The following is a 24,886-nucleotide window of genomic DNA, read 5'->3' on the forward strand; positions in this document are numbered from 1 at the left end:
GATCGCGCCCAGGACCACGGCGATCAGCGCCGGGACATGGCGCGATCCCGACCAGGTACGGCCCATGGCCAGCCAGCCGCAGACGATCGCCGCCGGGCCGAGGACGATGCCCAGGACGAAGAAGCCCGCGACCGCGCAGATGGCTCCGATGATGCCGAGTGTCGCGCGATCCGGCCCGGTCCGTGACCACGTCCGGCCACGTGAGCGGGGGTGCCTGCGCGCGCCTTGTCCGAAGCCCGCCATAGTCAACTCCCTGAGTCGGCTTCCTTCTTGGCGGGTAACCGGCAGGGCGCGGTTCATGCCCGGGGAGTCGGGAAGCCTGCGGCGCGCCGGCCCCCTCCGCCGGCGCGCCCCGGTCCCTCGGCGCCCTCCGCCGTGCGCGCACGCGCACGACCTGCCCGAAGAAATGGCCGTACGGAGGGCTTGACCCACTGTGACCCGTGGAGGTCAACGCGGGCGGGGATCTGCGGCGTTGTCACCCGGATGAGGTAACTGGCGCCGCGGACCCCCGCGTTCGGGCCGCGTCAGATGTGCACGGCGCCCGCGCCCGCCCCCGCGTTCTCGCCCTTCTTGGTGAGGAAGGCGACAAGGACGGCGACGACGGCCACGCCCGCGGCGACCAGGGAGGCCGCGCTCATGCCGGAGATGAAGGTGTTGTGCGCCACGTCCGTGATCTTCGCGGCGATGGCGTCCGGGGTGCCCGGGGCCACCGGGGGCACCCCGACCTGGACCGCCTCGGACGCCTGGGCCTCCTGGGCCGCGGTCAGCGGCGGAAGCCCCGCGGACGTCCAGTTGGCGGCGAGGTCGCTGTCGACCTTGGACGCCATGACAGCGCCCAGGACGGCGGTGCCGAGGCTGCCGCCGATCTGCATCGCGGCCTGCTGGAGGCCGCCGGCCACACCGGACAGCTCCATGGGCGCGTTGCCGACGATGACCTCGGTGGCGCCGACCATGACCGGCGCGAGGCCGAGACCGAGCAGGGCGAACCACAGCGCCATCACGGCGCTGCCGGTGTCCCGCTGGAGCGTGGACATGCCGTACATGGCGAGCGCGGTGAGCGCCATGCCGCCGGCCAGCGGGACCCGCGGGCCGAACTTGGTGATCATGACGCCGGCGAGCGGGGAGCCGACGATCATCATGCCGGTGAGCGGCAGCAGGTTCAGTCCGGCGTTGATCGGGCTCATGCCGTGGACGTTCTGCAGGTAGAACGTCACGAAGAACAGGCCGCCCATGAAGGCGATGGCCATGAGGACCATCAGCACGACACCCGCGGACAGGGCCACCGAGCGGAACAGGGCGAGCGGGATCAGCGGCTCCGCGACCTTCGTCTCCCAGTAGGCGAACCCGGCGAAGCCGAGCACGGAGACGGCGAGGAAGCCGAGCGTCTTCGGGTCGCCCCAGCCCCACTGGGACGGCGGGGCCTTGATCAGGGCCCAGACCAGGCAGAACACGGCGGTCGACAGCAGCGCGATGCCGGGGATGTCGAAGGAGCGCGGCGCGTTCTCGGCCCGGTGGTCGAGCAGGATCAGCACGCCGAGGACGACGGCGAGGATGCCGACGGGCACGTTGATGAAGAACACCGACTGCCAGTTCACGTGCTCGACGAGGACGCCGCCGAGGATCGGGCCGCCCGCGGTGGAGGCACCGATGACCATGCCCCAGATACCGATGGCCATGTTCAGCCGCTCGGCCGGGAAGGTCGCCCGCAGCAGGCCGAGCGCGGCCGGCATCAGCAGCGCGCCGAACAGGCCCTGGAGCACGCGGAAACCGACGACCAGCGGGATGCTGGCGGACAGGCCGATCGCGCCGGAGGCGGCGGCGAAGCCGATCACGCCGATCAGGAAGGTCTGGCGGTGGCCGAAGCGGTCGCCGAGCTTGCCCGCGGTGATCAGGGAGACCGCGAGCGCGAGGAAGTACCCGTTGGTGATCCACTGGACCTCGGAGAAGCTGGCTCCGAGGTCCTTCTGTATCGCCGGGTTGGCGATGGCCACGATGGTGCCGTCGAGGGCCACCATCATGACGCCCGCTGCGACGGTGAAGAGGGTGAGCCAAGGGCGACCGCGCAACCCCATGGCCGCCGACGCTCCCGACGGGACCTGCGGTGCGTCGCCCCCCGGCCCCGTCTTGTCGAGGGTGGTCTGACTAGTCATGCGTCGGAGGCTAGTGACAGTCACTGACAATTGACAAACCAATTCACAAGTCGGTAACTGACACCTATGGAAACACTGCGCGAACGCAAGAAACAGCGCACCCGGGAAGCGCTGCTGCGGACCGCGCTGGAGATGTTCACCGCACAGGGCTACGACGACACCACCGTCGACGACATCGCCCGCGCCGTCGATGTGTCGCAACGCACGTTCTTCCGCTACTTCGCGGGCAAGGAGGAGGCCGCCCTCGCGCTCCAGGACATGACGGTGGCCCGCCTCCTGGAGGCGGTGCGCGAGCGCCCGGCGCACGAGGCGCCGATGGATGCCCTGCGGCAGGCCGTCCTGGAGGGCTGGGACACACTCAACGAGGTGATCGAGGCCGTCGCGCCGGTCGAGGTGTTCCTGCGCATGTACCAGGTGATCGAGTCCACGCCCGTCCTGCTCGCCGCGCATCTGCGCCGCTCGGTGGAGATCGAGGAGGCACTCGCGCGCATCCTCGCCGACCGCGAGGGCGTGGACCTCGCCGCCGATCCGCGGCCCCGGCTGACGGTGGCCGTCTTCGGCGGGGTGATGCGGCTGACCGAGCGCAGGTGGAGCGGCGGGCGGGACCACAGCCTCGACGCCCTGCGGACGCTGGCCGTCTCGCATCTCGAGGGGATCGGCCCCGCACTCAGCGAGAGCTGGCGAACACACTGAGGTCACCTGCGTGTTCACCCCGTCTTGACCGAAACGTGATACCCGTCACTCGGTTACCGCGCGCCCCTGCCGTTCTCCTAGTGTGTCCTCCCAGTGACTTCCTTCGACACACCCCCGCAACTGAACGTCTGGCGCGCTCTGCTCGCGCTGGCCGTGGTGTTCGTGATGCTGGCGACCACCGGCTGGACCGCCCTGCGGCACCAGTCGGGCGCCGGTCCGCTCCAGTCCTCGCTCAGCGCCTGGAACAAGGGCAGCCTCGACGGACAGCGGCTCCCGGCGGCGACGTCCTCCCCCGGGCGGCTCGCCCGGTACTTCGCCTCCCTCGGCGAGGCGCAGCGCCTGGTCCTCGCCCGCAGCTATCCGCTCGCGGTGGGCAACATGAACGGCGCGCCCGTGAGCCTGCGCTACCGGGCCAACCGGTACGCCCTCGGCGAGGCGCGCGACGTCGAGCGCAGACGGACCCTCGACAGCGGCCTGACGCCCGACGGCCGGTGGGAGGCGAAGCGCCGCATGGTCCGCATCGAGTCGATGATGGAGCCGCGGCGCAACATCCTGGCCTTCGACCCGGAGGGCTCCGGCCGGGCCGCGGAGGTGTTCGGCGATCTGGACCGGGCCCAGCGGATCTCGGTCGTGGTCCCCGGCGTCGACACGGACCTGCTCACCTTCCAGCGCTCCAGCCGCGAGTACTCCGCACCCGTGGGCATGGCGCGGTCGCTGTACGCGGCGGAGCGCCGGGTGAGCCCCCCGACCCGTACGGCCGTGATCGCGTGGGCCGACTACACCGCGCCCGACGGCCTCGGCATCGACTCGGCGACCGCGCGCCGCGCCGCGGGCGGCGCCGTCCGGCTGAACGCGCTGGTGCGCGCCCTGCCCGGGGTCGCGCCCGTCTCCCTGTTCTGCCACAGCTACGGCTCGGTGCTGTGCGGCCTGGCCGCGTCCCGGCTGCCCGAGCGGGTCGGCGACATAGCGGTGGCCGGGAGTCCCGGGATGCGGGCGGCGAAGGTCTCCCAACTGCGCACGACCGCGCGGGTGTGGGCGATGCGGGACCCCGGCGACTGGGTGCGGGACGTGCCGTACATGGAGGTCGGCGGTTTCGGGCACGGCGAGGACCCGGTGTCCGCGGGGTTCGGCGCGCGGGTGCTGTCGGCGGCCGACGCGAAGGGCCACGGCGGGTACTTCGAGCCGGGGACCGTGAGTGTGACGAACTTCGCCGACATCGGCGTCGGCGCGTACACGTCGGTGCGGTGCGCCGACGATTCGGAGGCGTGCCGGGCGGGTCTGTCCGGCAGTGCCTCGGCGGGACGCGCGTAGAGGAAGAGGAACTGCGGTGTGCGCGGGATGGGGACGGAGGAGCACGTGCCGCCTACGATGAGCCGCATGGGTGACGTACTGGCCGGATCGCATGCCGCCTGGGAGTTCGAGTCCGACTCCGTGCTCATCCGTTACGAGCGGGGCCTTCGGACACCGAAGCTGTTCCAGGCACTCGGGGAGCGCCGGGTACCTCATGAGGCGATCGCCGCGGTCACCCTCTCACCGGGCCGACGCGGCACGGTGGTGCTGCGGATCGAGCCGCGTGAGGGCGCCGATCCCCTGCTGGAGGCGGCGGCGGGGCAGTTGAAGGAGGGCAGCGACCCCTACCGGCTGGTGCTGCCGGCCGAACGGGAGACGCTGGCCGAGTACTACCGCGACGAACTGCGGGCGCGGCTGGGCGGGTCGGGGCCCGCCGGGGAGTTCCTGGTGGCGGCGCCCGAGGCGCCGCTCCAGTTCAAGGCGTACGACGGCAAGGCGAGCTTCGACGGCAGGTCCGTCCGCTTCAGATGGTTCTGGACGGGTGCGTCCTCGGCCAAGTGGAAGGCCGGGGACCAGAGTTTCCCGCTGGCCGGGCTGAGCGGGGTCGAGTGGCGCTCGCCCGAGCTGTTCGAGGGGCATCTGCGGCTGCTGCGGCGCGAGACCGACGGCACGGAGCCGGCCCAGGCGGACCAGGATCCGGCGGCCGTCGTCTTCGGGCTCGGCTACGGGCCGGTGCACGAGTCGCTGCCGTTCGCGGCGGCGGTCCTGGCGGCCGTGCGCCGGGGCGGACCGGCCGCCGCCGCGGTGCCGGCCGGTGCGCCGCGGCGCGACCCGGCCGACATCGCGGAGCGGATCCGTCATCTGGGCGAGCTGCACGAGGCGGGGCTCGTCACGGACGAGGAGTTCTCCGCCAAGAAGGCGGAGCTGCTGGCGCAGCTGTAGCGGGCGCGCCCCGCGCGTCGGCCCCTGCTCCCGGCCGGCCGAGGCGGGCCGCACGTCGGCGTACCCGTCCCCCGCGGCCTTCGAGGCGATCGGCTCCAGCAGGGCCGACTCGTCCTCGCTCGGCACGGTCCGGGTGGCCCGGGTGTCCTTCTGACCGCCGGGACCACGTGCGCCCCCAGATGTCGCGGCCGGACAGCGACCACTCGAACTGCACGGCCGCGATCGGATGCACCGCGTGCGCGTCCCGCGGCCCGCCCGCGGTCACCTCGCTCAGGCCCGGCTGCCGGACCTCGCCCTCGCGCACCGGTCCGGCCATGGCGCCGACGCTCTCCTCGACCGGCACGCGCACATCGCGGCGGTGCACGGAGCAGAGGTCGACGACGTCGACGTCGACCCCACGACGATCCTCACGCGCTGGGCGGCTTAGGCTCACCGTCATGTCCTTGCAGAGCCTCGCACTGATCGAGAACTGGCCCGTCACCACCGCCGCCGCCGGGGTCGTGCGGGCCGACGGCACGGTGTCCGCGACGCACGGCCCGCTCGCGCACCGCTTCCCGCTCGCCTCGGTGACCAAGCCGCTGGCCGCCTACGCCGTGCTCGTCGCCTACGAGGAGGGGGCCGTCGAGCTCGACGAGCCGGCCGGGCCGCAGGGCTCGACGGTGCGGCATCTGCTCGCGCACACCTCGGGGCTGGCCTTCGACGAGCACCGGGTGACGGCCCCGCCCGGGGAGCGGCGGCTGTACTCCAACGCCGGGTTCGAGCAGCTCGGCGACCATGTGGCCAAGGCGACCGGGATCCCGTTCGCGGAGTATCTGCGGCAGGCGGTGCTGGAGCCGCTGGGCATGACCGCCACCGCGCTGGAGGGCTCACCGGCCAAGGACGGCGTGTCGACGGTGGGGGACCTGCTGCGGTTCGCGGCGGAGGTGCAGGCCCCGCGGCTGCTGGACCCGCGCACCGTGGCCGAGGCGATGACCGTGCAGTACCCGGGCACGAAGGGCGTGCTGCCGGGCTACGGGCACCAGAACCCCAACGACTGGGGGCTCGGCTTCGAGATCCGCGACGGCAAGTCGCCGCACTGGACGGGCTCCGCCTCCTCGCCCGGCACGTTCGGCCACTTCGGCCAGTCGGGCACGTTCCTGTGGATCGACCCGCGGGCCGGCGCCGCCTGCGTGGCGCTGACCGACCGGGCGTTCGGGCCGTGGGCGGCCGAGGTGTGGCCGGCGTTCACGGACGCCGTGCTCGGCGAGCTGTAGGAGCGCTCAGCGGTCCCGCGGCGAGCCCGGCTCCGGCAGGGCGCCGAGCTTCTCGCCGGCGCCCTCGGTGTCGATGTGCGGCAGGATCCGGTCCAGCCAGCGGGGCGTCCACCAGGCGTGCCGTCCCAGCAGCGTCATCACCGCGGGCACCATGAGCAGCCGCACCACGGTGGCGTCGATGAGGACGCTGACGGCGAGGCCGAGCCCCAGCATCTTCACCACGATGTTGTCGCTGATGATGAAGGCGGCGAAGACGCTCACCATGATCAGCGCGGCGCAGGTGATCACCCGGGCGGTGATCTCCAGGGCGTGCGCGACGGACGCCTTGGCGTCCCCGGTGCGCAGCCACGCCTCGTGCACCCGGGACAGCAGGAAGATCTCGTAGTCCATGCTCAGCCCGAAGATGATGGCGAACATCATCATCGGCACGTAGCTCTCGATGGGCACCTTGCCGTGCACGCCCAGCGCGGGCCCGCCCCAGCCCCACTGGAAGACGGCGACGACGACGCCGTACGAGGCGGCGATCGACAGGACGTTGAGGACGGCCGCCTTCAGGGCGACCAGCAGACCGCGGAAGACCGCGAGGACGATCAGGAACGCCAGGCCGACCACCACGCCGATGATCAGCGGCAGCCGGGCGGCGACGATGTCGCGGAAGTCGACCTGCGCGGCGGTGGTGCCGGTGACGTAGCCCTTGGCGCCGGTGCCGGAGAGCGCGTCGGGCAGGGTGGTGTCGACCAGGCGGTTGGTGAGGTCGGTGGTGTCCGCGTTCTGCGGGGACGTCGCGGAGTAGACGGTGCCGACCAGCACGTCGCCGTCCTGTGTCGGGGTCAGGGGGGTGACGAACGCGGTCCCGGACTCGCCGGCCAGCGCCTGCTGGGCCTTCGAGGCGAGGGCGGAGCGCTGCGAGTCCGGTACGGAGGTCTGGTCGACGACGACGGTCAGGGGCCCGTTGGAGCCGGCGCCGAAGGCGTCGGTCATCAGGTCGTAGGCCCGCCGGTCGGTGAAGGACGTGGGGTCGGCGCCGTCGTCGATGTGGCCGAGCTGGATCGAGAAGAGCGGGACGGCGAGCACCGCGACGGTGACGACGCCCGCGCTCAGGTACCGCAGCGGACGGCGCTCGACACGCTGGGCGTAGCGGTGCCAGGTGCCCTGGGGCGCGGCGCCCGGCTCGGCGTCGGTCTCCGCGATGGGGCGGCGCACGTGCCAGCGGTCGATGGCGCGGCCGAGCAGCCCGAGCAGGGCCGGGACCAGCGTCAGCGCCCCGAGGACCGCGGAGACGACGGTGACGGCGGCGGCGAGCCCGAGCTTGCCGATGAAGGTCACCCCGGACGTGTACAGCCCCATCAGGGCGACGATCACGGTGGTGCCGGAGACCAGCACGGCGCGCCCGCTGGTGGCGGTGGCGTGGCCGGCGGCCCGCACCGGATCGGCGCCGTCCATGAGGTTCTGGCGGTGCCGGGTGATCAGGAAGAGGGCGTAGTCGATGCCGACGCCGATGCCGATCATCGTGGCGAGGGTGGGCGAGACCGTCGCGAAGACGAACGCGGAGGCGAGCAGGCCCAGGCAGGCCAGTCCGCCGACCACGCCGATCAGCGCGGTGACCAGGGGCAGCCCGGCGGCGATGACGCTGCCGAAGCCGACCAGCAGGACGACGACGGCGACCGCGAAGCCGATCAGTTCGCTGACCCGGTCGTCGGCCTCGGGCCGGGCCAGCTCGCCCAGCGATCCGCCGTACTCGACGTCGGCGCCAGCCGCCCGCAGCGGCTGCACGGCGTCGTCGACCCCGCTCAGATAGCCGTCGTCGAGGAGCGAGGGCTGCTTGTCGAAGCGGATGGTGATGAAGGCGGTCTTCCCGTCGGCGGAGAGCGGCCCCTCCTTGGCGGAGGGGGCCGTGAGCGGGTTCTGCACGGACAGCACGTCCGGCAGCTTCTGCAGGTCGGCGACGGTGGTCGACATCTGCGAGGACAGCGAGGTCAGCGCCTTGCCGCTGTCGTGGACGACGATCGGGCTGCTGTAGCCCCACGCCTGCGGGTCGTGCTCCTTGAGGACGTCCAGGCCCTGCTGGGACTGGGTGTCGGAGAGCGCGAAGTCGTCCGAGTACTGCCCGCCGAAGACGTGGTCGAGGACCTGGAGCCCGCCGAGCGCCACGATCCAGGCGGCGACGACGATCACGAAGTGGCGGGCGCACCACTCGCCGAGCCGCCGAAGGGCCCCTCTCGGGGCGGCCCCCCGCCCGTCTGCGGTCCTGCGTCTGGCCATGGGCTCGGCTCTTCTCTGCCGGGCGGACGTCCGATCCGTCCCATTGGACGCTCCGGCGGGCCCCTGCGGCATCCCGGGTTACCGCACCCGGGTGACGCCGGGCGGGGCGGACGCCGCCCGCGACAGGCCCTAAGCCATCTCCCACACCAGCAGCTCCGCCGCGCCCACCGCCACCGCCTCCAGGTCCGCGGCGCCGGTGAGGCGCGCGGCGTCCCCCGGGCCCAGCACCTCCTCGCCGAGCCGGACCTCGCCGCGTACGACGTGGACGTACCGGAACGCGCCGTCCGGGACCGCGGTCCGCTCCCCCGCCGCGAGGCGCCGCACATGGAGCATCGCGCCCGCCTCGGGGACGGCGTAGGGCGTCGCGTCGGCGATGCCGCGGACGATCTCGTACGCCGGGTCGCCGCCCGGCACCCGCGGGGCCAGCCAGGTCTGCACGAAGACCAGGGGCGTGCCGGCGTCGTTGCGCTCCACGTGCCGGACGCCGCCGGCCGCGCTCAGCCGCTGCACGTCCCCGGCCCGCACCCGGGTCTCCCGGCCGGTGGAGTCGCGGTGGGTCAGCTCCCCCTCGACGACCCAGGTCACGATCTCGGTGTGGCTGTGCGGGTGCTCGTCGAAGCCGGCGCCGGGCGCGAGCCGCTCCTCGTTGCACGCGATCATCGCGCCGAACCGGAGGTTGCCGGGGTCGTAGTGCGGCCCGAAGGAGAAGGCGTGGCGGGACGCGATGCCCGCGGCCGCGTCGCCCCCCGGGTAGCGCTCCGCGGCGCGCCGTACGTCCGTCACGGCACCACCGTAGACCCATCGGCGGGCTCGCCCGGCGACCCTCCGGCACGCGCGCGCGCCCGGATGAGGCAGTCTTGTCCCCGTGCCCGAACCCGAAGCCCGTAACCCCGAAGCCGCCGCGCACGACGTCCATCCCCACTCCGGGACCCTGAGGCGGCTGGAGAAGTCCTCCGGTTCGCTCGCCGCGCAGGCCATCGCACGGATGGACGAGACACTGTCGTGGTACCGGGCCATGCCCCCGGAGAACCGTTCCTGGATCGGTCTCGTCGCCCAGGCGGGCATCGCGGCCTTCACCGAGTGGTTCCGGCGGCCCGACGCTCCCCAGGCGATCTCCACCGACGTCTTCGGCACGGCCCCGCGCGAGCTGACCCGGGCCATCACCCTGCGCCAGACCGTGGAGATGGTGCGCACGACCATCGAGGTCATGGAGTCGGCGATCGACGAGGTCGCCGCGCCCGGCGACGAGCGGGTGCTGCGCGAGGCGCTGCTGGTCTACGCGCGGGAGATCGCCTTCGCCACCGCGCAGGTCTACGCCCAGGCCGCCGAGGCGCGCGGCGCCTGGGACGCGCGGCTGGAGTCGCTGGTGGTGAACGCCGTGCTCAGCGGGGAGGCCGACGAGGGCGCCGTCTCCCGGGCCGCCGCGCTCGGCTGGAACTCGCCCGAGCATGTGTGCGTGGTCCTCGGGACCGCGCCCGACGGGGACAGCGAACTGACGGTCGAGGCGATCCGGCGGGCCGCCCGGCACGCCAAGCTCCAGGTGCTGACCGGGGTGCTCGGGGACCGGCTGGTGGTGATCGCCGGCGGCAGCGACAGTCCGATCGCGGTGGCCAAGTCGCTGATCGGGCCGTACGCCGCGGGACCGGTGGTCGCGGGGCCGGTCGTGCCGGATCTGCTGGCCGCCACGCGGTCCGCGCAGGCGGCGGCGGCCGGGCTGAAGGCGTGTTCCGCCTGGCAGGACGCCCCGCGTCCGGTCCTGGCGGACGATCTGCTTCCGGAGCGCGCCATCGCGGGCGACCCCAGTGCGCGCGAGCAGTTGGTGGAGGAGATCTACAGACCGCTGGAGGAGGCCGGGTCGGCTCTCCTGGAGACGCTCTCCGTCTATCTGGAGCAGGCGAGCAGTCTGGAGGGCGCCGCACGGATGCTCTTCGTTCATCCCAACACCGTGCGCTACCGGCTTCGACGTGTGACTGACGTCACCGGATGGTCTCCGTCCGATGTACGCTCCGCGTTCACCCTGCGGATCGCGCTGATCCTGGGGCGTCTGGCCGACGGCGATCTTCAGCTCTAGGCTTTTGTCGGGGGTCCACAAAACCCCCTCCCGTTCTTCGTCCTTGTCCCCACGGGCGGCGTCGGCCGTCCCCAAGAGAGAGTGTGAGAGTGCTCGTACTCGTCGCTCCCGGCCAGGGCGCCCAGACGCCCGGCTTCCTGACCCCCTGGCTCGAACTGCCCGGTGCCGCCGACCGTCTCGGTGCCTGGTCGGACGCCATCGGCCTGGATCTCGCCCACTACGGCACGCAGGCCGACGCGGACGCGATCCGGGACACCGCCGTGGCGCAGCCGCTGCTCGTCGCGGCCGGTCTGCTGTCCGCCGCGGCACTCGGTGACATCGCGCCGGGCGCGGTGGCCGGCCACAGCGTGGGCGAGTTCACCGCGGCCGCCTTCGCCGGAGTCCTCGACGACACCGCCGCGCTGACCCTCGTGCGCAGGCGCGGTCTGGCGATGGCCGAGGCCGCCGCGATCACCGAGACCGGCATGTCGGCGCTGCTGGGCGGCGACCCCGAGGTCAGCGTCGCGCACCTGGAGAAGCTGGGTCTGACCCCGGCGAACAGGAACGGCGCGGGCCAGATCGTGGCCGCCGGCACCATGGAGCAGCTCGCCGCGCTGAACGAGGACAAGCCCGAGGGCGTGCGCAAGGTCGTCCCGCTGAAGGTCGCGGGCGCGTTCCACACCCACCACATGGCCCCGGCGGTCGCCGCCCTGGCCGGGGCGGCGGAGGCGGTCGTCCCGGCCGACCCGAAGGTCCGTTACGTCTCCAACAAGGACGGCGCGGTCCTCGCGGGCGGCACCGAGGTGCTGGAGCGGCTGGTCGGACAGGTCGCCAGCCCGGTCCGCTGGGACCTGTGCATGGAGACCTTCAGGGAGCTGGGCGTGACGGCCCTGGTCGAGGTGTGCCCCGGCGGCACGCTGACCGGTCTGGCCAAGCGCGCCCTGCCGGGTGTGCGGATCCTGGCGCTGAAGACCCCCGACGACCTCGACGCCGCTCGCGAGCTCATCGCCGAGCACGTCTGACAAGGAGCCCTGAGCATGGCGAAGCTGAAGCCCAGCAAGGGCGCCCCTTACGCGCGCATCCTCGGCGTCGGCGGCTACCGGCCGACCCGGGTCGTGCCCAACGAGGTGATCCTGGAGAAGATCGACTCGTCCGACGAGTGGATCAGGTCGCGCTCGGGCATCGAGACCCGGCACTGGGCGAGCGACGAGGAGACCGTCGCCGCGATGTCGATCGAGGCGTCCGGCAAGGCCGTCGCGGACGCCGGGATCTCCGTCGAGCAGATCGGCGGCGTGATCGTCTCGACCGTCTCGCACTTCAAGCAGACCCCGGCCGTGGCCACGGAGATCGCCGACAGGCTGGGCACGCGCAAGGCCGCCGCCTTCGACATCTCGGCGGGGTGCGCGGGCTTCGGCTACGGTCTGACCCTCGCCAAGGGCATGGTGGTCGAGGGGTCCGCCGAGTACGTCCTCGTCATCGGCGTCGAGCGGCTGAGCGACCTCACCGACCTGGAGGACCGGGCCACGGCCTTCCTGTTCGGCGACGGCGCCGGGGCGGTCGTCGTGGGTCCCGCGCAGGAGCCGGCCATCGGCCCGACGGTCTGGGGCTCGGAGGGCGACAAGTCCGAGACGATCAAGCAGACGGTGCCGTGGACGGACTACCGCTCCGGCGAGGTCGCGAAGTTCCCCGCGATCACGCAGGAGGGCCAGGCGGTCTTCCGCTGGGCCGTGTTCGAGATGGCGAAGGTCGCCCAGCAGGCGCTGGACGCGGCCGGGATCACCGCGGACGAACTGGACGTCTTCATCCCGCACCAGGCCAACGAGCGGATCATCGACTCGATGGTGAAGACACTGAAGCTGCCGGGGCATGTCACGGTCGCCCGCGACGTGCGCACCACCGGCAACACCTCGGCCGCCTCGATCCCGCTCGCGATGGAGCGGCTCCTGGCGACCGGTGAGGCGAAGAGCGGCGACACCGCCCTCGTCATCGGATTCGGGGCGGGTCTCGTATACGCCGCGACGGTCGTTACTCTCCCCTAGGCACTCCGTGCCGGATCGTGTGGTCCGGCACGGGAACGGCACCACCGGCCCGCTGTTCGCGGCGGGCAGCAGCAGTATCCGTACCACCCCGCTCAACCCCGCTCAACCCCGTAACAACCCCGTACACATACGAAGGAGCGCCGACATGGCCGCCACCCAGGAAGAGATCGTCGCCGGTCTCGCCGACATCGTCAACGAGATCGCCGGCATCCCGGTGGAGGACGTCCAGCTGGACAAGTCCTTCACCGACGACCTGGACGTCGACTCGCTGTCCATGGTCGAGGTCGTCGTCGCCGCCGAGGAGCGCTTCGACGTGAAGATCCCCGACGAGGACGTCAAGAACCTCAAGACGGTCGGCGACGCGACCGACTACATCCTCAAGCACCAGGGCTGATCCTCCCGATCAGGCCCCTGGGCTGACTGCCCCGCCACCCGGCGGTGGCGCCGCTGAATCCTCGTATCCGTTGGAGAAAGAATTCCCGTGAGCCCGACCAATCGCACCGTGGTCGTCACCGGTATCGGCGCAACCACACCGCTGGGTGGCGACGCAGCCTCTACCTGGGAGGGTCTGATCGCCGGCCGGTCCGGCGTCAGGCCCCTGGAGCAGGAGTGGGCCGCCGAGCAGGCGGTCAGGATCGCCGCGCCGGTGGCCGTGGAGCCGACCGAGGTCATCCCGCGGCCGCAGGCCCGCCGACTGGACCGCTCGGCGCAGTTCGCGCTGATCGCCGCCCAGGAGGCGTGGAAGGACGCCGGGTTCGAGGCGAAGGCCGGTGAGGACGCGAGCGTCGACCCGGACCGCCTCGGCGCGGTCATCGCCTCCGGCATCGGCGGCGTCACCACGCTGCTCGACCAGTACGACGTGCTGAAGGAGAAGGGCGTCCGCCGCGTCTCCCCGCACACCGTCCCCATGCTGATGCCCAACAGCCCCTCCGCCAACGTGGGTCTGGCCGTGGGCGCCCGCGCGGGCGTGCACACGCCGGTCTCCGCGTGCGCGTCCGGCGCCGAGGCCATCGGCTACGCCATCGAGATGATCCGCACCGGTCGCGCCGACGTCGTCGTCGCGGGCGGCACGGAGGCGGCGATCCACCCGCTGCCGATCGCCGCGTTCGGCAACATGATGGCGATGTCCAAGAACAACGACGACCCGCAGGGCGCCTCGCGCCCCTACGACGCGGCCCGTGACGGCTTCGTGCTGGGCGAGGGCGCGGGCGTGATCGTCCTGGAGTCCGCCGAGCACGCCGCCGCGCGCGGTGCCCGGGTCTACGCCGAGGCGGTCGGCCAGGGCATCTCCGCCGACGCGCACGACATCGTGCAGCCGGAGCCGGAGGGCCGGGGCATCTCGCAGGCCCTGACCAACCTGCTGGAGCGCACCGACCTGGACCCGGCGGAGATCGTGCACGTCAACGCGCACGCGACGTCGACGCCCGCCGGTGACATCGCCGAGCTGAAGGCGCTGCGGAAGGTGTTCGGCGACGAGGCCGACCACATGGCCGTCTCGGCGACCAAGTCGATGACCGGTCATCTGCTGGGCGGCGCGGGCGGGGTGGAGTCGGTGGCGACCGTGCTCGCGCTCTACCACCGGATCGCTCCGCCGACCATCAACGTCGAGAACCTGGACCCGGAGGCCGAGGCGAACGCCGACGTCGTCCGCGGCGAGGCCCGCAAGCTGCCCGTGGAGGGCCGTATCGCCGCCCTGAACGACTCGTTCGGGTTCGGCGGCCACAACGTGGTGCTGGCGTTCCGGTCGGTCTGAGACCGGCCGCACACGCCGATGGCCCGGACTCCTCGCGGAGTCCGGGCCATCGGCGTGTGCGAGGGGCGGGCGGGGGTCAGACGACCTGGTGGAGCCAGCGGACCGGGGCGCCCTCGCCCGCGTACCGGAAGGGCTCCAGTTCGTCGTCCCACGGCTTGCCGAGGAGCTTGGCGATCTCCGCCTCCAGGTCGCTCTCACCGCGCTGGGAGCGCTGCAGGGCCGCCCTGAGCCGGTCCTCGGGGATCAGGATGTCGCCGTGGATGCCGGTCACCGCGTGGAAGATGCCGAGGTCGGGGGTGCAGCTGTAGCGCTCGCCCTCGGCGGTGGCGCAGGGCTCGGCCGTGACCTCGAAGCGCAGCAGGTGCCAGCCGCGCAGGGCGGAGGCCAGCTTGGAGGCGGTGCCCGCCTGGCCCTGCCAGGAGAACTCCGAGCGCCAGGTGCCGGGCGCGGCGGGCTGCCGGATCCAGTCGAGGTTGACGCGCGTGCCGAGCACCCCGGCGACGGCCCACTCGACGTGCGGGCACAGCGCGCGCGGCGCGGAGTGCACGTACAGGACTCCACGAGTCGTCACCGGGACCTCCGGGCTGAGCGGACATCTTTTGCGGACTTACGGACCAGGCGGCCGGGCGACCGCGCTGATGGCGAGGCTACCGTGCGGCGGCGCAAGGAGTGTGACGTACCGTCGGTCCCGGTGGCGCCGAACCCCTCGCATTCACCCGGCAGGACGCTTGTGCGGGAGTGCGCCGTTGCTTCGGCCCGCCGGGAACCCTGGCGCGGTGCCATGGGTTGGACTGCATGACAGGGCGGCGACGAGGGGATGGAGCGGGTATGCGCAGGCGACGGCACCTCGGGCGCGCTGTCCTGGCCGCGACGGCCGCGGCCGTCCTCCTCGCCGCGGGGTGCGACGCCGTGGGCGGGGACGAGGCGGGGCCCACGGGACCGGACGCGCGCAGCGCCCGGCCCTCGCCGCGGCCGTCGCCCGTCTGGGACCGCGGCCCCGGCTCGGTCGCGGCCGTCGGCGACTCCATCACGACGGCCTTCGACGCCTGTTCGGTCCTGTCGGACTGCCCCGCGGCGTCATGGGCGACCGGCAGCGATCCCGCGGTGGACAGTCTGGCGGTGCGGCTGCTGGGGCGGGCGAGGGCGGCGGAGCGCAGTTGGAACTACGCGGTGACCGGCGCCCGGATGGGGGACATCGCGGGCCAGATGGCCCAGGCGGCGCTGCGCCGGCCGGAGTTGGTCGCGGTGATGGCGGGGGCCAACGACGCCTGCCGGGCCTCGGTGTCGGCGATGACGCCGGTGGCGGTCTTCCGGACCCAGTTCCAGGACGCGATGAGCACGCTGCGCGAGGCTGTGCCCAGGGCGCAGGTGTACGTGGCGAGCGTGCCGGACCTGAGGCGGCTGTGGGAGCGGGGCCGCACCAGTGACGTCGGCAAGCAGGTCTGGCGGCTCGGCGTCTGCCCGTCGATGCTGCGCGACCCCGACTCCCTGACCGCGCAGGCCACTCGGCGGCGCGAGGCGGTGCGCGAGCGGGTCGAGGCGTACAACACGGTGCTGCGCCAGGTCTGCGCGAAGGACCGCCGGTGCCGCTCCGACGGCGGCGCGGTGTACGACTTCCCCTTCGGCACGGCGCAGTTGAGCCGGTGGGACCGGTTCCATCCGAGTGTGGACGGCCAGGCCCGGCTCGCCGAGATCGCCTACCGGACGGTCACGAACTAGTGTTCCGCTCATGAGCGAACACTTCGGCACACTTTCCGACGGCACCGAGGTTCACCGCTGGACCCTGGAGCGCGCGGGCCTTCGGGTACGGGTCCTGTCGTACGGCGGGATCGTGCAGTCGCTGGAGGTGCCGGACCGGGACGGGCATCCGGCGGACGTGGTCCTGGGGTTCGCGGACCTGGCCGGCTACGTGTCCCATCCGGGGCCGTATCTCGGCGCCCTGGTCGGGCGGTACGCCAACCGGATCGCGGGCGGGCGCTTCCCGCTGGACGGCGTGACGTACGCGGTCGAGCCCAACAGCCCGCCCAACTCCCTGCACGGCGGCGGCCGGGGCTTCGACAAGCGGGTGTGGGACGTGCAGCCGGTCGCGCACGGGCTGCGGCTCAGCCGGGTCAGCCCGCACGGCGAGGAGGGCTTCCCGGGCCGGCTGGCGGTCACCGCGACCTACACGCTGGAGGAGGGCGGGGCGCTGCGCTTCGCGTACGAGGCGGTGACGGACGCGCCCACCGTGGTGAACCTGACCAACCACAGCTACTTCAACCTGGCGGGGCCGCGCTCGGGCGGCGCGGGCGGCCATGAACTGCGGCTGGCCGCCTCGCGGTTCACCCCGGTCGACGCCGATCTGATCCCCGACGGGCCGCTGCGGGAGGTCGCGGGCAGCCGCTTCGACTTCCGGCAGGGGCGCAAGACCGGTGCGGGGTACGACCACAACTTCGTGTTCGACAAGGGGGTGACGGCGCGCGCGGAGGAGGTCGCCGAGCTGTACGACCCCTCCAGCGGCCGGGCCTTGACCGTCGCGACGACCGAGCCCGGCATCCAGGTCTACACCGGCGACCACCTGGGCGAGCCCCACGCGCCCGGTGACGGCATCGCGCTGGAGACCCAGCACTTCCCCGACTCCCCCAACCGGCCGGACTTCCCGAGCACGGTGCTGCGGCCCGGCGAGGTGTACCGCTCGGAGACGGTGTACGCCTTCTCGGCGCGCTGAGCGGGCGGCGGCCCGGCGCCGGACGTACGAGCCCCGGTCCAGGCGTCAGGTCCTGGACCGGGGCTGTTCCTGGGTACTTCTCCCGGATCAGACGTTAATGGTCGCGGTCACCCGGCGGTCCGCGATCGAGCGCCCGACCTGGATCTCGTACGAACCCTTCACACACGTCCACGAGCCGCTCGGCTCGTCCCACACCTCGAAGGCCCGGCGCGGGAGTTCGATCACGGCCTCGGCCCGCTCCCCCGGCGCGGCCGTGACGGCGGCGAACCCGGCGAGCCAGCGCGCCGGGCGCTCCGCGTCGGGCTCGGCGGGCGCCAGGTAGACCTGCACGACCTCGCGGCCCTCGCGCGCACCGGAGTTGCGGACGCGCACCCGCACGGTCGTGCCCGTGACCTCGGCGGACTCGTATGTCCAGTCGGTGTAGCCGAGTCCGTGCCCGAAGGGGTACGAGGGGGTGCGGCCCGCCTTCTCCCAGGCGCGGTAGCCGATGAAGACGCCCTCGGTGTACGGGAGTCGGCCGTCCGCGGGGACGACCTCGGTGACGGGGGCGTCGGCCAGCGGGCCCCAGGTGGTGGGCAGCCGGCCGCCCGGCTCGTGGACGCCGGTGAGGACCTCGGCGAGGGCGGCGCCGCCCTCCTGCCCGGGGAACCAGCTCAGCAGCACGGCGGCGACCTCCTCGCGCCAGGGCAGTTCCACCGGCGAGCCGGAGTTCACGACCACGACGGTGCGGGGGTTGACGGCGGCGACGGCGCGGACCAGGTCGTCCTGGCGGCCGGGCAGCGCGAGGTCGGTGCGGTCGTAGCCCTCGGACTCGACGCGTTCGGTGGTGGCAACCACGACGACGGCCGTCGAGGCGCCCCGGGCCGCCTCGACGGCCTCGGCGATCAGTTCGTCGGGGTCGCGGGCCGGCTCCTGGTGGCAGAGCGTGAACCCGACGACCTTCATCGTGGTGCCCTCGGGGAACTCGACGCCGTGGGTGAGGGAGACCTCGACCGGGTGTCCGGCGGTGAGCTCGGCCTGGGCGCGGGGCACCGGGGCGCCGAAGAACGAGATGAACGGGTCGTCCTTGGCGGGGAGTTGGACGTCGTCGTAGTACGTGGTGCCGTCGACGGTGAGCCGGAAGGCGCCCATGCCCTTGATGCCGAAGGTGTGCGGGCCGCTCTCGCGCGGGGTGAAGGTCCCGGTGAGCTCGACGGTGTGCAGCGCCTCGTGGGTGACGCCGTCGGGCAGGTCGGAGCCCATCCACTGGAGGTGGCCGCTGGGGGCCGAGCCGGTGCCGATGACCTCGCCGGCGGCGTCGCGGCACACCGCGCGCAGCTCGAACCCCTTGTCGGCGGTGGCGAGTTCGGTGTTCGGGTCGGCGCCGACGGCGTAGCTGAGCGCGCCCTCGGGGAGGGCGGCGGTGAGGCCGTCGAGCGGGGAGACGACGTCGGCCGGGAACACGGTCGCGGAGCCGCCGCCGAGTACGCGGGCGTCGCGGGCGGCGGCGCCGATCAGCGCGACGGTGCCCTGCGGCGGCAGCGGGAGGACGCCGTCGCGGTTGCGGACCAGGACGAAGGAGCGGCGGGCGATCTCGCGGGCCAGGGCGCGGCCGTCGACGGGCTCGGGGAGGTCGGTGACGGCGGGCTCGGCGCCCGGGAGGATGCCGACGCGGGCGGCGAGCCGCAGCACGTTGCGCACGGCGTCGTCGACCCGCGCCTCGGCGACCTCGCCGTCGCGCACGGCCCGTGCGAGGGCCTCGCCGTACACGGTGTGCGGGCCGGGCATCGCGGCGTCGAGGCCGCCCTCGATCGCGCCGGCCGTGGTGCGGGCGGCGGTCCAGTCGGAGACGTTGAAGCCGTCGAAGCCCCACTCGCCGCGCAGCACCTCGTCCACCAGGTGGTGGTGCTCGGTCATCGTCGTGCCGTTGACCGAGTTGTAGGCCGTCATGACGCCCCAGGGGCGGGCCTCGTCCACGATGATCTCGAAAGGCGCCAGATACAGCTCGCGCAGGGCGCGTTCGCCGACGGTGTTGTCCACCGTGAAGCGGTCGGTCTCGGCGTCGTTGGCCACGAAGTGCTTGACGGTGGTGCCGACGCCGCCGGACTGCACCCCGCGCACGTACCCGGCGCCGATCAGCCCGGTGAGGCGGGGGTCCTCGCTGTACGCCTCGAAGTGGCGGCCGCCCAGCGGTGAGCGGTGCAGGTTGACGGTCGGGGCGAGCAGCACGTGGACGCCCTTGCGGCGGGCCTCCTGGGCGAGCAGCACCCCTGCCCGGTGGGCGAGTGCGGGGTCCCAGGAGGCGGCGAGGGCGGTGGGCGACGGCAGGGCCACGGACGGGTCGTCGGCCGTCCAGCGCACTCCCCGGACGCCGATCGGGCCGTCGGACATCACGAGGGGGCGCAGGCCGATCCCGGGCAGCGCGGGCAGGCTCCACATGTCCTGGCCGGAGAGCAGCCGGGTCTTCGCGTCGAGGTCGAGCCGGGCGAGGGCGTCCTCGACGGCCGCCTCGCGTGCTTCGTCGGCCTGGGTGCGCGGTCCCGCCATCGCGGTGCCTCCTCGGTGAGTCCGGACTGAGCCTCCATCCTGCATCGGCGACCTGTAGACCGGTAGGTTTCGTTACCCTGCTGTTATTTTCGGTGAGCGGGGATGTCGTACGGTGACGCCATGAACGCGAGGGTCAGGAGCGAGGAGCGCCGCGCCGAGATAGTCCGGGCGGCGCTGGAGGTGATCGCCGAGCGCGGCTACCGCGGGGCGAGCCTCGGCGCGGTCGCGGAGCGGGTGGGCCTCACCCAGCAGGGGCTGCTGCACCACTTCCCGACCAAGGACGCGCTGCTCGTCGCCGTGCTCCAGGAGCGCGACCAGTGGGACGCCCTGCCGGACACCCGGTGGCGGGTCGATCTGCTGGCCTCGCTGGTCGAGTACAACGCGATGCGGCCTGCCATCGTCCAGACGTTCTCGGCGCTGCTCGGCGAGAGCGTGACGGAGGGCCATCCGGCGCGCGCGTACTTCACCGGGCGCTACACCCATGTCCGCGCGAACATGGCCGAGGTGCTGCGCGCGGAGTACGGCGAGCGGCTGCCGAGCGGGCTGACCCCGGAGCGCGCGGCGCCGCTGCTGGTCGCCGTGATGGACGGGCTCCAGTACCAGTGGCTGCTGGACCCCGAGTCGGTCGACATGCCGGGCGCCTTCCGGGACTTCCTCACGCTGCTGGGCGAGAGCCCCGGCTGACCGGTCGCGCCACCGCGCACCATGGCGTGGACCTCTCCCGTCACGCGATACTTCCGGCTACCCGCACGACGCACCCCCCACCGTGACGGAAGGACCGGAACTGCCTTGATCTCCCTACGTGTGCGCATCGGCGTCCTCGGACTGGCCCTGCTGGGCGGCCTGACGGCCCCCGCGTCCGGCAGCGCGGCGGCGGCCTCGGCGCCGGCGCCCACCGCCGAGGAGCGGCGGCTCGACGGGGCGGTCCCCCGGGAGATACTGCGCCGCTCCGGATTCGACGCCCCCGTCGCCGGGTTCGCCCGCGGCCTGGCGGCGTCGCACTCCTACGCGCAGGCCCGGCGGACCGTCGAGCGCGAGGGCGCGGCCCTGTGGCGGCGGGCCGTCGACCGGGCGCAGGGCCGAGGACCGGCGGGCGGGGATCTGAGCCGGGACGACGACCGGCCCCTGTACTGGGCCCGGTTGGCGATGACCCGGGAGGTGCGCACCCTGGAGGCGCGCTTCGCCCTGGGCGAGAGGCGGCGGGCCGCGCTGCTGGACGTGCTGGAGCGCACCTCGCGCGGGCAGAGCGACCTGCGCTCGGCGCGCGGCGCGGCGGTCAGGCGGGTGCTGGTGACCGGGTTCGACCCGTTCACGCTCGACCGCGACATCCGGATCTCCAACCCGTCCGGGGCGACCGCGCTGGCGCTGGACGGCACGGTGATCGAGACCGCCGCGGGTCCGGCGCGGGTGGAGACCGCCGTGTTCCCGGTGCGCTGGCGGGACTTCGCGGCGGGGACCGTGGAGCGCGCGCTGCGGCCGTACCTGCGGCGGGCCGATCTGTTCACGACGGTGAGCCAGGGCCGGGTGGGGCGGTTCGACGTGGAGCGCACCAACGGGGCGTGGCGGGGCGGCTTCCCGGACAACGAGAACGTCTCGCGCACGGAGACGGTCCCGGTGGCCGATCCGGCCTCGCAGCCGCAGTGGACGACGACGACCCTGCCGTACGAGGAGATCGCCGCCGCCGGGACGGGCCGGTTCCCGGTGTACGACAACACCGCGGTGACGGAGATCCCGGCGGGCGGCACCCGGCCCGTCGCGCGGCCGGACGGGCCGACGCCGGGGTCGACCGCGCGGGCCGGCGCCGGCGGGGACTACCTGTCCAACGAGATCGCCTACCGGGCGACGCTGCTGCGGGACCGGATGGGCCTGCGGGACGTGCTGCCGGGCGGCCATGTGCACACCCCGGTCCTGCAGTTCGGGGCGGGCAACACGGACCCGGCGACGGGCGCGGTGACGGACGCGGAGTTCGTGCGCAACCGGCGGGACATCGTCACCCAGATGCGGGCGATCGTGGCGACGGCGGTCGGGGCGACGGCGAGCTGACGGGACCGGCCGGACCCCGGGCCGGTCAGACGGCGGACCGGCCGGCCCGCGGGGCGGGCTCGGCCGGGACGGGCCGCTCGCCCTTCCCGCCGGACTCCCCGGTCTCCTCCCCCAGGAGGTCCCTGGCCATCAGGGTGGCTCCGGCGACGGCTCCGGGCATCAGGAGGACCGCCACGAACGGGACCAGGAACGCCAGGCCCAGGGGCGTGCCGAAGCCCCAGACCAGCGTCTTGCGGCCGCGCAGCAGGGCGAGCCGCTCGCGCAGTTCCATCCGGCGGCGCTGCAGGGCCACGGCGGTCAGTTCCTCGGTGAGGAAGAAGCCGGTCACGAAGACTCCGACGACGGGGACGACCGTCTGGCCGAGGACCGGCACGAAGCCTGCGGCGAAGAGCAGCACCGCCCACACCAGGGCGCGCAGCACGATCCGCAGGCTGTCGCGGGCCGAGATCACCAGTTCGCGCCAGAGCGGCAGGCCCGACTCGGGGGCCGTGCCGTCGGGGGAGACGTCCCGGTCGACCCGTTCGGAGAGGCTCTCGTAGAAGGGCTGGCCGATCAGCAGGGTGACGGCGGTGAAGGTCAGGACGGCCAGCAGCAGGGTCAGGGCGAACAGGAGAGCGGTGAGCAGGCCGCGGAAGAGGCCCTGCCACGGATCGGTCCAGCCGTCGGCGAACGGCGTCGACCACGACACGAGGTCCTGGCCCCACAGGGCGAGGGCGACGAGCGCCGCCACGTAGAGCACGAGGGTGATCAGGCCGGGGACCAGCCCGAAGCCGTACTGCCTGCCGTGCCGGGCCACCCATCGCTGGCCCTTGAGGAGATACCCGAGACCGACACCGAGATCGCGCATGGACCGCACTCTAGCCGGGGCGTGTCACACGCCGGTCACGGGCGTTTCGGGGGCCGGTGACGGGCCGTCCCGTCCGGACGGGCTGTCAGGCCCGCCCGCCGGGGCCGCACCCCGTGTCCGGGGGTGCGGCCCCCTCGTGCGGCGGGCGTCAGACCAGCGTGACGCTGATGTTGCCCCGCGTCGCCTTCGAGTACGGGCAGACCTGGTGGGCCTTGTCGAGCAGGTCCCGCGCGGTCGCGGCGTCGACGTTCGGGATGGCCGCCGAGATCTCGACGACGATCCCGAAGCCGTCGTCGTTCTTGCCGATGCCGACCTTCGCGGTGACGGTCGAGCCGGAGACGTCGGCCTTCTCCCGGCGGGCGACCACGGCAAGGGCGCCCTGGAAGCAGGCGCTGTAGCCGGCGGCGAACAGCTGCTCCGGGTTGGTTCCGGCGCCGCTGCCGCCCATCTCCTTCGGCGGGTTGACGACGACGTCGAGCTTGCCGTCGTCGGTGGCGACCCGGCCGTCGCGGCCGTTCTCGGCGGTCGCGACGGCGGTGTAAAGGACGTCGGTCTGCTGGATGGACATGCGGTGTCTTCTCCTCCTCGGTCCGCCGCGACTCGCGCCCACGATCGCCAGCGGTTTCGGAAAGAAGTTACCGCATAACGGAAATCCTTAGAAGGCCCGGGTGTCCGGGTTCAGAGCGTGACGATCATCTTCCCGGTGTTGTCGCCGCGCAGGACCCCGAGGAACGCCTCCAGGGTGTTGCCGATGCCCTCGACGACCGTCTCGCGGTACTTGAGCCGGCCCGAGGCGACCCACGGCCCGACCTCCTGGACGAACTGCGGCTGGAGGTCGTAGTGGTCGCCGACGAGGAAGCCCTCGATGCGGCCGCGGGTCTGGATGAGCCGGGCGAGGTTGCGCGGGCCGGGCGCCGGCTCGGTGTTGTTGTAGACGGAGATCATGCCGCAGACGGCGATCCGGCCGTCCCGGTTGAGCTGCCCGACGGCGGCCTCCAGGTGGTCGCCGCCGACGTTGTCGAAGTAGACGTCGACGCCGTCCGGGGCGGCCTCGCGCAACTGCCCGCTCACCGGTCCGCTCTTGTAGTTGAAGGCCGCGTCGAAGCCGTACTCCTTCACCAGCAGCTCGACCTTCTCGTCGGAGCCGGCCGAACCGATGACCCGCGAGGCGCCCTTGAGCCGGGCGAGCTGGCCGACCTGGCTGCCGACGGCGCCGGCGGCGCCCGAGACGAACACCGAGTCGCCCTCCTTGAAGGCGGCGGTGCGCAGCAGGCCGGCGTAGGCGGTGAGACCGGTCATGCCGAGGACGCCGAGGTAGGCGGAGAGCGGGGCGGCGTCCGCGTCGACCTTGACGGCGTGCCGCGCGTCCACGGCGGCGTACTCGCGCCAGCCGAGGAAGTGCAGGACGTGGTCGCCGGCCGCGATGCCCTCGGCGCGGGACTCGACGACCTCGCCGACGGCCCCGCCCTGCATGACCTCGCCCAGCCCGAAGGGGGCGGCGTAGGACTTGGCGTCCGACATGCGCCCGCGCATGTACGGGTCGACCGACAGGTGGATGTTGCGTACCAGCACCTGACCCTCGCCGGGGGCCGGCACCTCGGCCTCGACCAGGGCGAAGTCCTCGTCCTTGGGCCAGCCGACGGGGCGGGAGAGGAGGTGCCATTCGCGGTTGATCATGGGAGAGCGCCTTTCCGATTTACTTCAGCATCTGAAACAACCATGCTCCTGAATATTTCAGGATGTCAAGTAACCGGTATACCCTGAGAGCATGGCCTCACCTCAGCAGACCCGCCGTCCCGACGAACTGACCCTGGAGGTCGTCGACCTCATCGGCTCGGTGGTGGCCCGCTACCACGAGGAGTACGAGGAGGCCGCCGGCGTGCACGCGCTGACCGGCGCCCAGGCGCGGCTGCTCAGCCTGCTCTCCCTGGAGCCGCTGCCGATGCGCAAGCTGGCCCAGCGGCTGCGCTGCGAGCCGTCGAACGTGACCGGCATCGTCGACCGGCTGGAGTCGCGGGGCCTGGTGGAGCGCCGCCCCGACCCCGCGGACCGGCGGGTGAAGCTGGCGGCGGCGACCGACGAGGGGCGCGCGGTGGCCCGCGGACTGCGGGAGTCCCTGCGCTTCGCGCGCGAGCCGCTCGCGGGCCTGTCGGACGAGGAGCGGCTGTCTCTGCGGGACCTGCTGCGGCGGATGCTGGAGGTCTAGCCGGCGCCGCGGCCGCGCCGCGAGCCGGCAAACCCTCCCGGCCACCGCGCCAGCGCCGGTCCAGCGCCGCGGCGGGCGGCGTTCGCCCCGGCGCACGCCGCCGCACGGCCGCACGCCGCGGTACC

General features: G+C 73.1%; 23 protein-coding genes and 1 pseudogene. 14 read left to right on the top strand and 10 right to left on the bottom strand.

The annotated features are described in order from the left end of the window. Both SZN_RS22750 and SZN_RS22755 read right to left on the bottom strand, forming a co-directional pair. Positions 1–243 (bottom strand): hypothetical protein (locus SZN_RS22750; protein WP_007499069.1); only part of this gene is annotated, 243 nt, incomplete at its 3' end. Positions 244–524: 281 nt separating this feature from the next. Beyond that, entirely contained in the window at positions 525–2,150 is a 1,626-nt protein-coding gene (locus SZN_RS22755; protein ID WP_043732491.1) for an MFS transporter, read from the bottom strand. A 66-nt stretch (positions 2,151–2,216) separates the two neighbouring features. On the opposite strand from SZN_RS22755, the gene SZN_RS22760 reads away from it, so the two are divergent. The 3 genes from SZN_RS22760 to SZN_RS22770 all read left to right on the top strand — a co-directional run bounded on the left by SZN_RS22760 (position 2,217) and on the right by SZN_RS22770 (position 5,075). Further along, positions 2,217–2,843, top strand: a complete 627-nt coding sequence (locus tag SZN_RS22760) for a TetR family transcriptional regulator (protein WP_007499073.1) — start codon at positions 2,217–2,219, stop codon at positions 2,841–2,843. Between the two features lie 93 nt (positions 2,844–2,936). Continuing rightward, complete coding sequence (locus SZN_RS22765) at positions 2,937–4,154, top strand: alpha/beta hydrolase (RefSeq protein ID WP_007499075.1); 1,218 nt, start codon at positions 2,937–2,939, stop codon at positions 4,152–4,154. Positions 4,155–4,211: 57 nt separating this feature from the next. Beyond that, positions 4,212–5,075, top strand: coding sequence for a DUF4429 domain-containing protein (locus SZN_RS22770; protein ID WP_007499077.1), 864 nt, complete (start codon positions 4,212–4,214; stop codon positions 5,073–5,075). 149 nt (positions 5,076–5,224) lie between these two features. On the opposite strand, the pseudogene SZN_RS42745 reads toward SZN_RS22770, so the two are convergent. Beyond that, positions 5,225–5,469: pseudogene (locus SZN_RS42745) on the bottom strand (aldo/keto reductase); the annotation flags it as partial. Between the two features lie 43 nt (positions 5,470–5,512). Between SZN_RS42745 and SZN_RS22780 the strand changes: the two are divergent. Then, positions 5,513–6,328 (top strand): serine hydrolase domain-containing protein, encoded by an 816-nt coding sequence (locus tag SZN_RS22780; RefSeq protein ID WP_007499080.1) that lies wholly within the window; start codon positions 5,513–5,515, stop codon positions 6,326–6,328. Between the two features lie 6 nt (positions 6,329–6,334). Here the strand turns inward: SZN_RS22780 and SZN_RS22785 are convergent, their stop codons facing one another. Both SZN_RS22785 and SZN_RS22790 read right to left on the bottom strand, forming a co-directional pair. Then, positions 6,335–8,590 carry an MMPL family transporter gene (locus SZN_RS22785; protein ID WP_043732495.1) on the bottom strand — a complete coding sequence of 752 codons (2,256 nt, stop codon included), beginning with the start codon at positions 8,588–8,590 and terminating at the stop codon, positions 6,335–6,337. Between the two features lie 129 nt (positions 8,591–8,719). Then, positions 8,720–9,373: a pirin family protein gene (locus SZN_RS22790; protein WP_007499084.1), complete on the bottom strand. Its 654-nt coding sequence runs from the start codon at positions 9,371–9,373 to the stop codon at positions 8,720–8,722. 82 nt (positions 9,374–9,455) lie between these two features. Here SZN_RS22790 and SZN_RS22795 point away from each other — a divergent pair, with 82 nt between their 5' ends. From SZN_RS22795 to fabF, 5 genes are all read left to right on the top strand, one after another. After that, positions 9,456–10,661, top strand: a complete 1,206-nt coding sequence (locus SZN_RS22795) for a PucR family transcriptional regulator (protein ID WP_007499086.1) — start codon at positions 9,456–9,458, stop codon at positions 10,659–10,661. 89 nt (positions 10,662–10,750) lie between these two features. Then, positions 10,751–11,662: an ACP S-malonyltransferase gene (locus SZN_RS22800; protein WP_007499088.1), complete on the top strand. Its 912-nt coding sequence runs from the start codon at positions 10,751–10,753 to the stop codon at positions 11,660–11,662. 15 nt (positions 11,663–11,677) lie between these two features. Beyond that, entirely contained in the window at positions 11,678–12,679 is a 1,002-nt protein-coding gene (locus tag SZN_RS22805; RefSeq protein WP_007499090.1) for a ketoacyl-ACP synthase III, read from the top strand. Positions 12,680–12,824: 145 nt separating this feature from the next. Beyond that, positions 12,825–13,073, top strand: coding sequence for an acyl carrier protein (locus tag SZN_RS22810; protein ID WP_004001566.1), 249 nt, complete (start codon positions 12,825–12,827; stop codon positions 13,071–13,073). Between the two features lie 87 nt (positions 13,074–13,160). After that, complete coding sequence (gene fabF / locus SZN_RS22815; RefSeq protein WP_007499095.1) at positions 13,161–14,432, top strand: beta-ketoacyl-ACP synthase II; 1,272 nt, start codon at positions 13,161–13,163, stop codon at positions 14,430–14,432. Positions 14,433–14,508: 76 nt separating this feature from the next. Here the strand turns inward: fabF and SZN_RS22820 are convergent, their stop codons facing one another. Further along, entirely contained in the window at positions 14,509–15,003 is a 495-nt protein-coding gene (locus SZN_RS22820; protein WP_043732499.1) for a DUF3145 domain-containing protein, read from the bottom strand. A gap of 257 nt (positions 15,004–15,260) precedes the next feature. Between SZN_RS22820 and SZN_RS22825 the strand changes: the two genes are divergently transcribed. Continuing rightward, positions 15,261–16,151, top strand: a complete 891-nt coding sequence (locus SZN_RS22825) for an SGNH/GDSL hydrolase family protein (protein WP_007499100.1) — start codon at positions 15,261–15,263, stop codon at positions 16,149–16,151. Positions 16,152–16,161: 10 nt separating this feature from the next. Beyond that, entirely contained in the window at positions 16,162–17,139 is a 978-nt protein-coding gene (locus tag SZN_RS22830; RefSeq protein ID WP_007499102.1) for an aldose epimerase family protein, read from the top strand. 87 nt (positions 17,140–17,226) lie between these two features. Here the strand turns inward: SZN_RS22830 and SZN_RS22835 are convergent, their stop codons facing one another. Further along, on the bottom strand, positions 17,227–19,665 hold the full coding sequence (locus tag SZN_RS22835; RefSeq protein WP_007499103.1) for a glycoside hydrolase family 3 protein: 2,439 nt from the start codon (positions 19,663–19,665) through the stop codon (positions 17,227–17,229). Positions 19,666–19,767: 102 nt separating this feature from the next. On the opposite strand from SZN_RS22835, the gene SZN_RS22840 reads away from it, so the two are divergent. Both SZN_RS22840 and SZN_RS22845 read left to right on the top strand, forming a co-directional pair. Next, positions 19,768–20,349 carry a TetR/AcrR family transcriptional regulator gene (locus SZN_RS22840; protein ID WP_007499105.1) on the top strand — a complete coding sequence of 194 codons (582 nt, stop codon included), beginning with the start codon at positions 19,768–19,770 and terminating at the stop codon, positions 20,347–20,349. A gap of 105 nt (positions 20,350–20,454) precedes the next feature. Beyond that, positions 20,455–21,708: a pyroglutamyl-peptidase I gene (locus tag SZN_RS22845; RefSeq protein WP_007499106.1), complete on the top strand. Its 1,254-nt coding sequence runs from the start codon at positions 20,455–20,457 to the stop codon at positions 21,706–21,708. A 25-nt stretch (positions 21,709–21,733) separates the two neighbouring features. Here SZN_RS22845 and SZN_RS22850 read toward each other — a convergent pair whose 3' ends face one another. The 3 genes from SZN_RS22850 to SZN_RS22860 form a co-directional block, all read right to left on the bottom strand. Next, positions 21,734–22,555: an EI24 domain-containing protein gene (locus SZN_RS22850; protein WP_007499108.1), complete on the bottom strand. Its 822-nt coding sequence runs from the start codon at positions 22,553–22,555 to the stop codon at positions 21,734–21,736. Positions 22,556–22,703: 148 nt separating this feature from the next. After that, positions 22,704–23,123 carry an organic hydroperoxide resistance protein gene (locus tag SZN_RS22855; protein WP_007499110.1) on the bottom strand — a complete coding sequence of 140 codons (420 nt, stop codon included), beginning with the start codon at positions 23,121–23,123 and terminating at the stop codon, positions 22,704–22,706. Positions 23,124–23,233: 110 nt separating this feature from the next. Next, positions 23,234–24,232 (bottom strand): NADP-dependent oxidoreductase, encoded by a 999-nt coding sequence (locus SZN_RS22860; RefSeq protein ID WP_007499111.1) that lies wholly within the window; start codon positions 24,230–24,232, stop codon positions 23,234–23,236. 91 nt (positions 24,233–24,323) lie between these two features. Here SZN_RS22860 and SZN_RS22865 point away from each other — a divergent pair, with 91 nt between their 5' ends. Next, positions 24,324–24,761, top strand: coding sequence for a MarR family winged helix-turn-helix transcriptional regulator (locus tag SZN_RS22865; protein ID WP_007499113.1), 438 nt, complete (start codon positions 24,324–24,326; stop codon positions 24,759–24,761). Positions 24,762–24,886 lie beyond the last annotated feature (125 nt).

Source organism: Streptomyces zinciresistens K42 (genome assembly GCF_000225525.1).
Classification (GTDB): Bacteria; Actinomycetota; Actinomycetes; order Streptomycetales; family Streptomycetaceae; genus Streptomyces; species Streptomyces zinciresistens.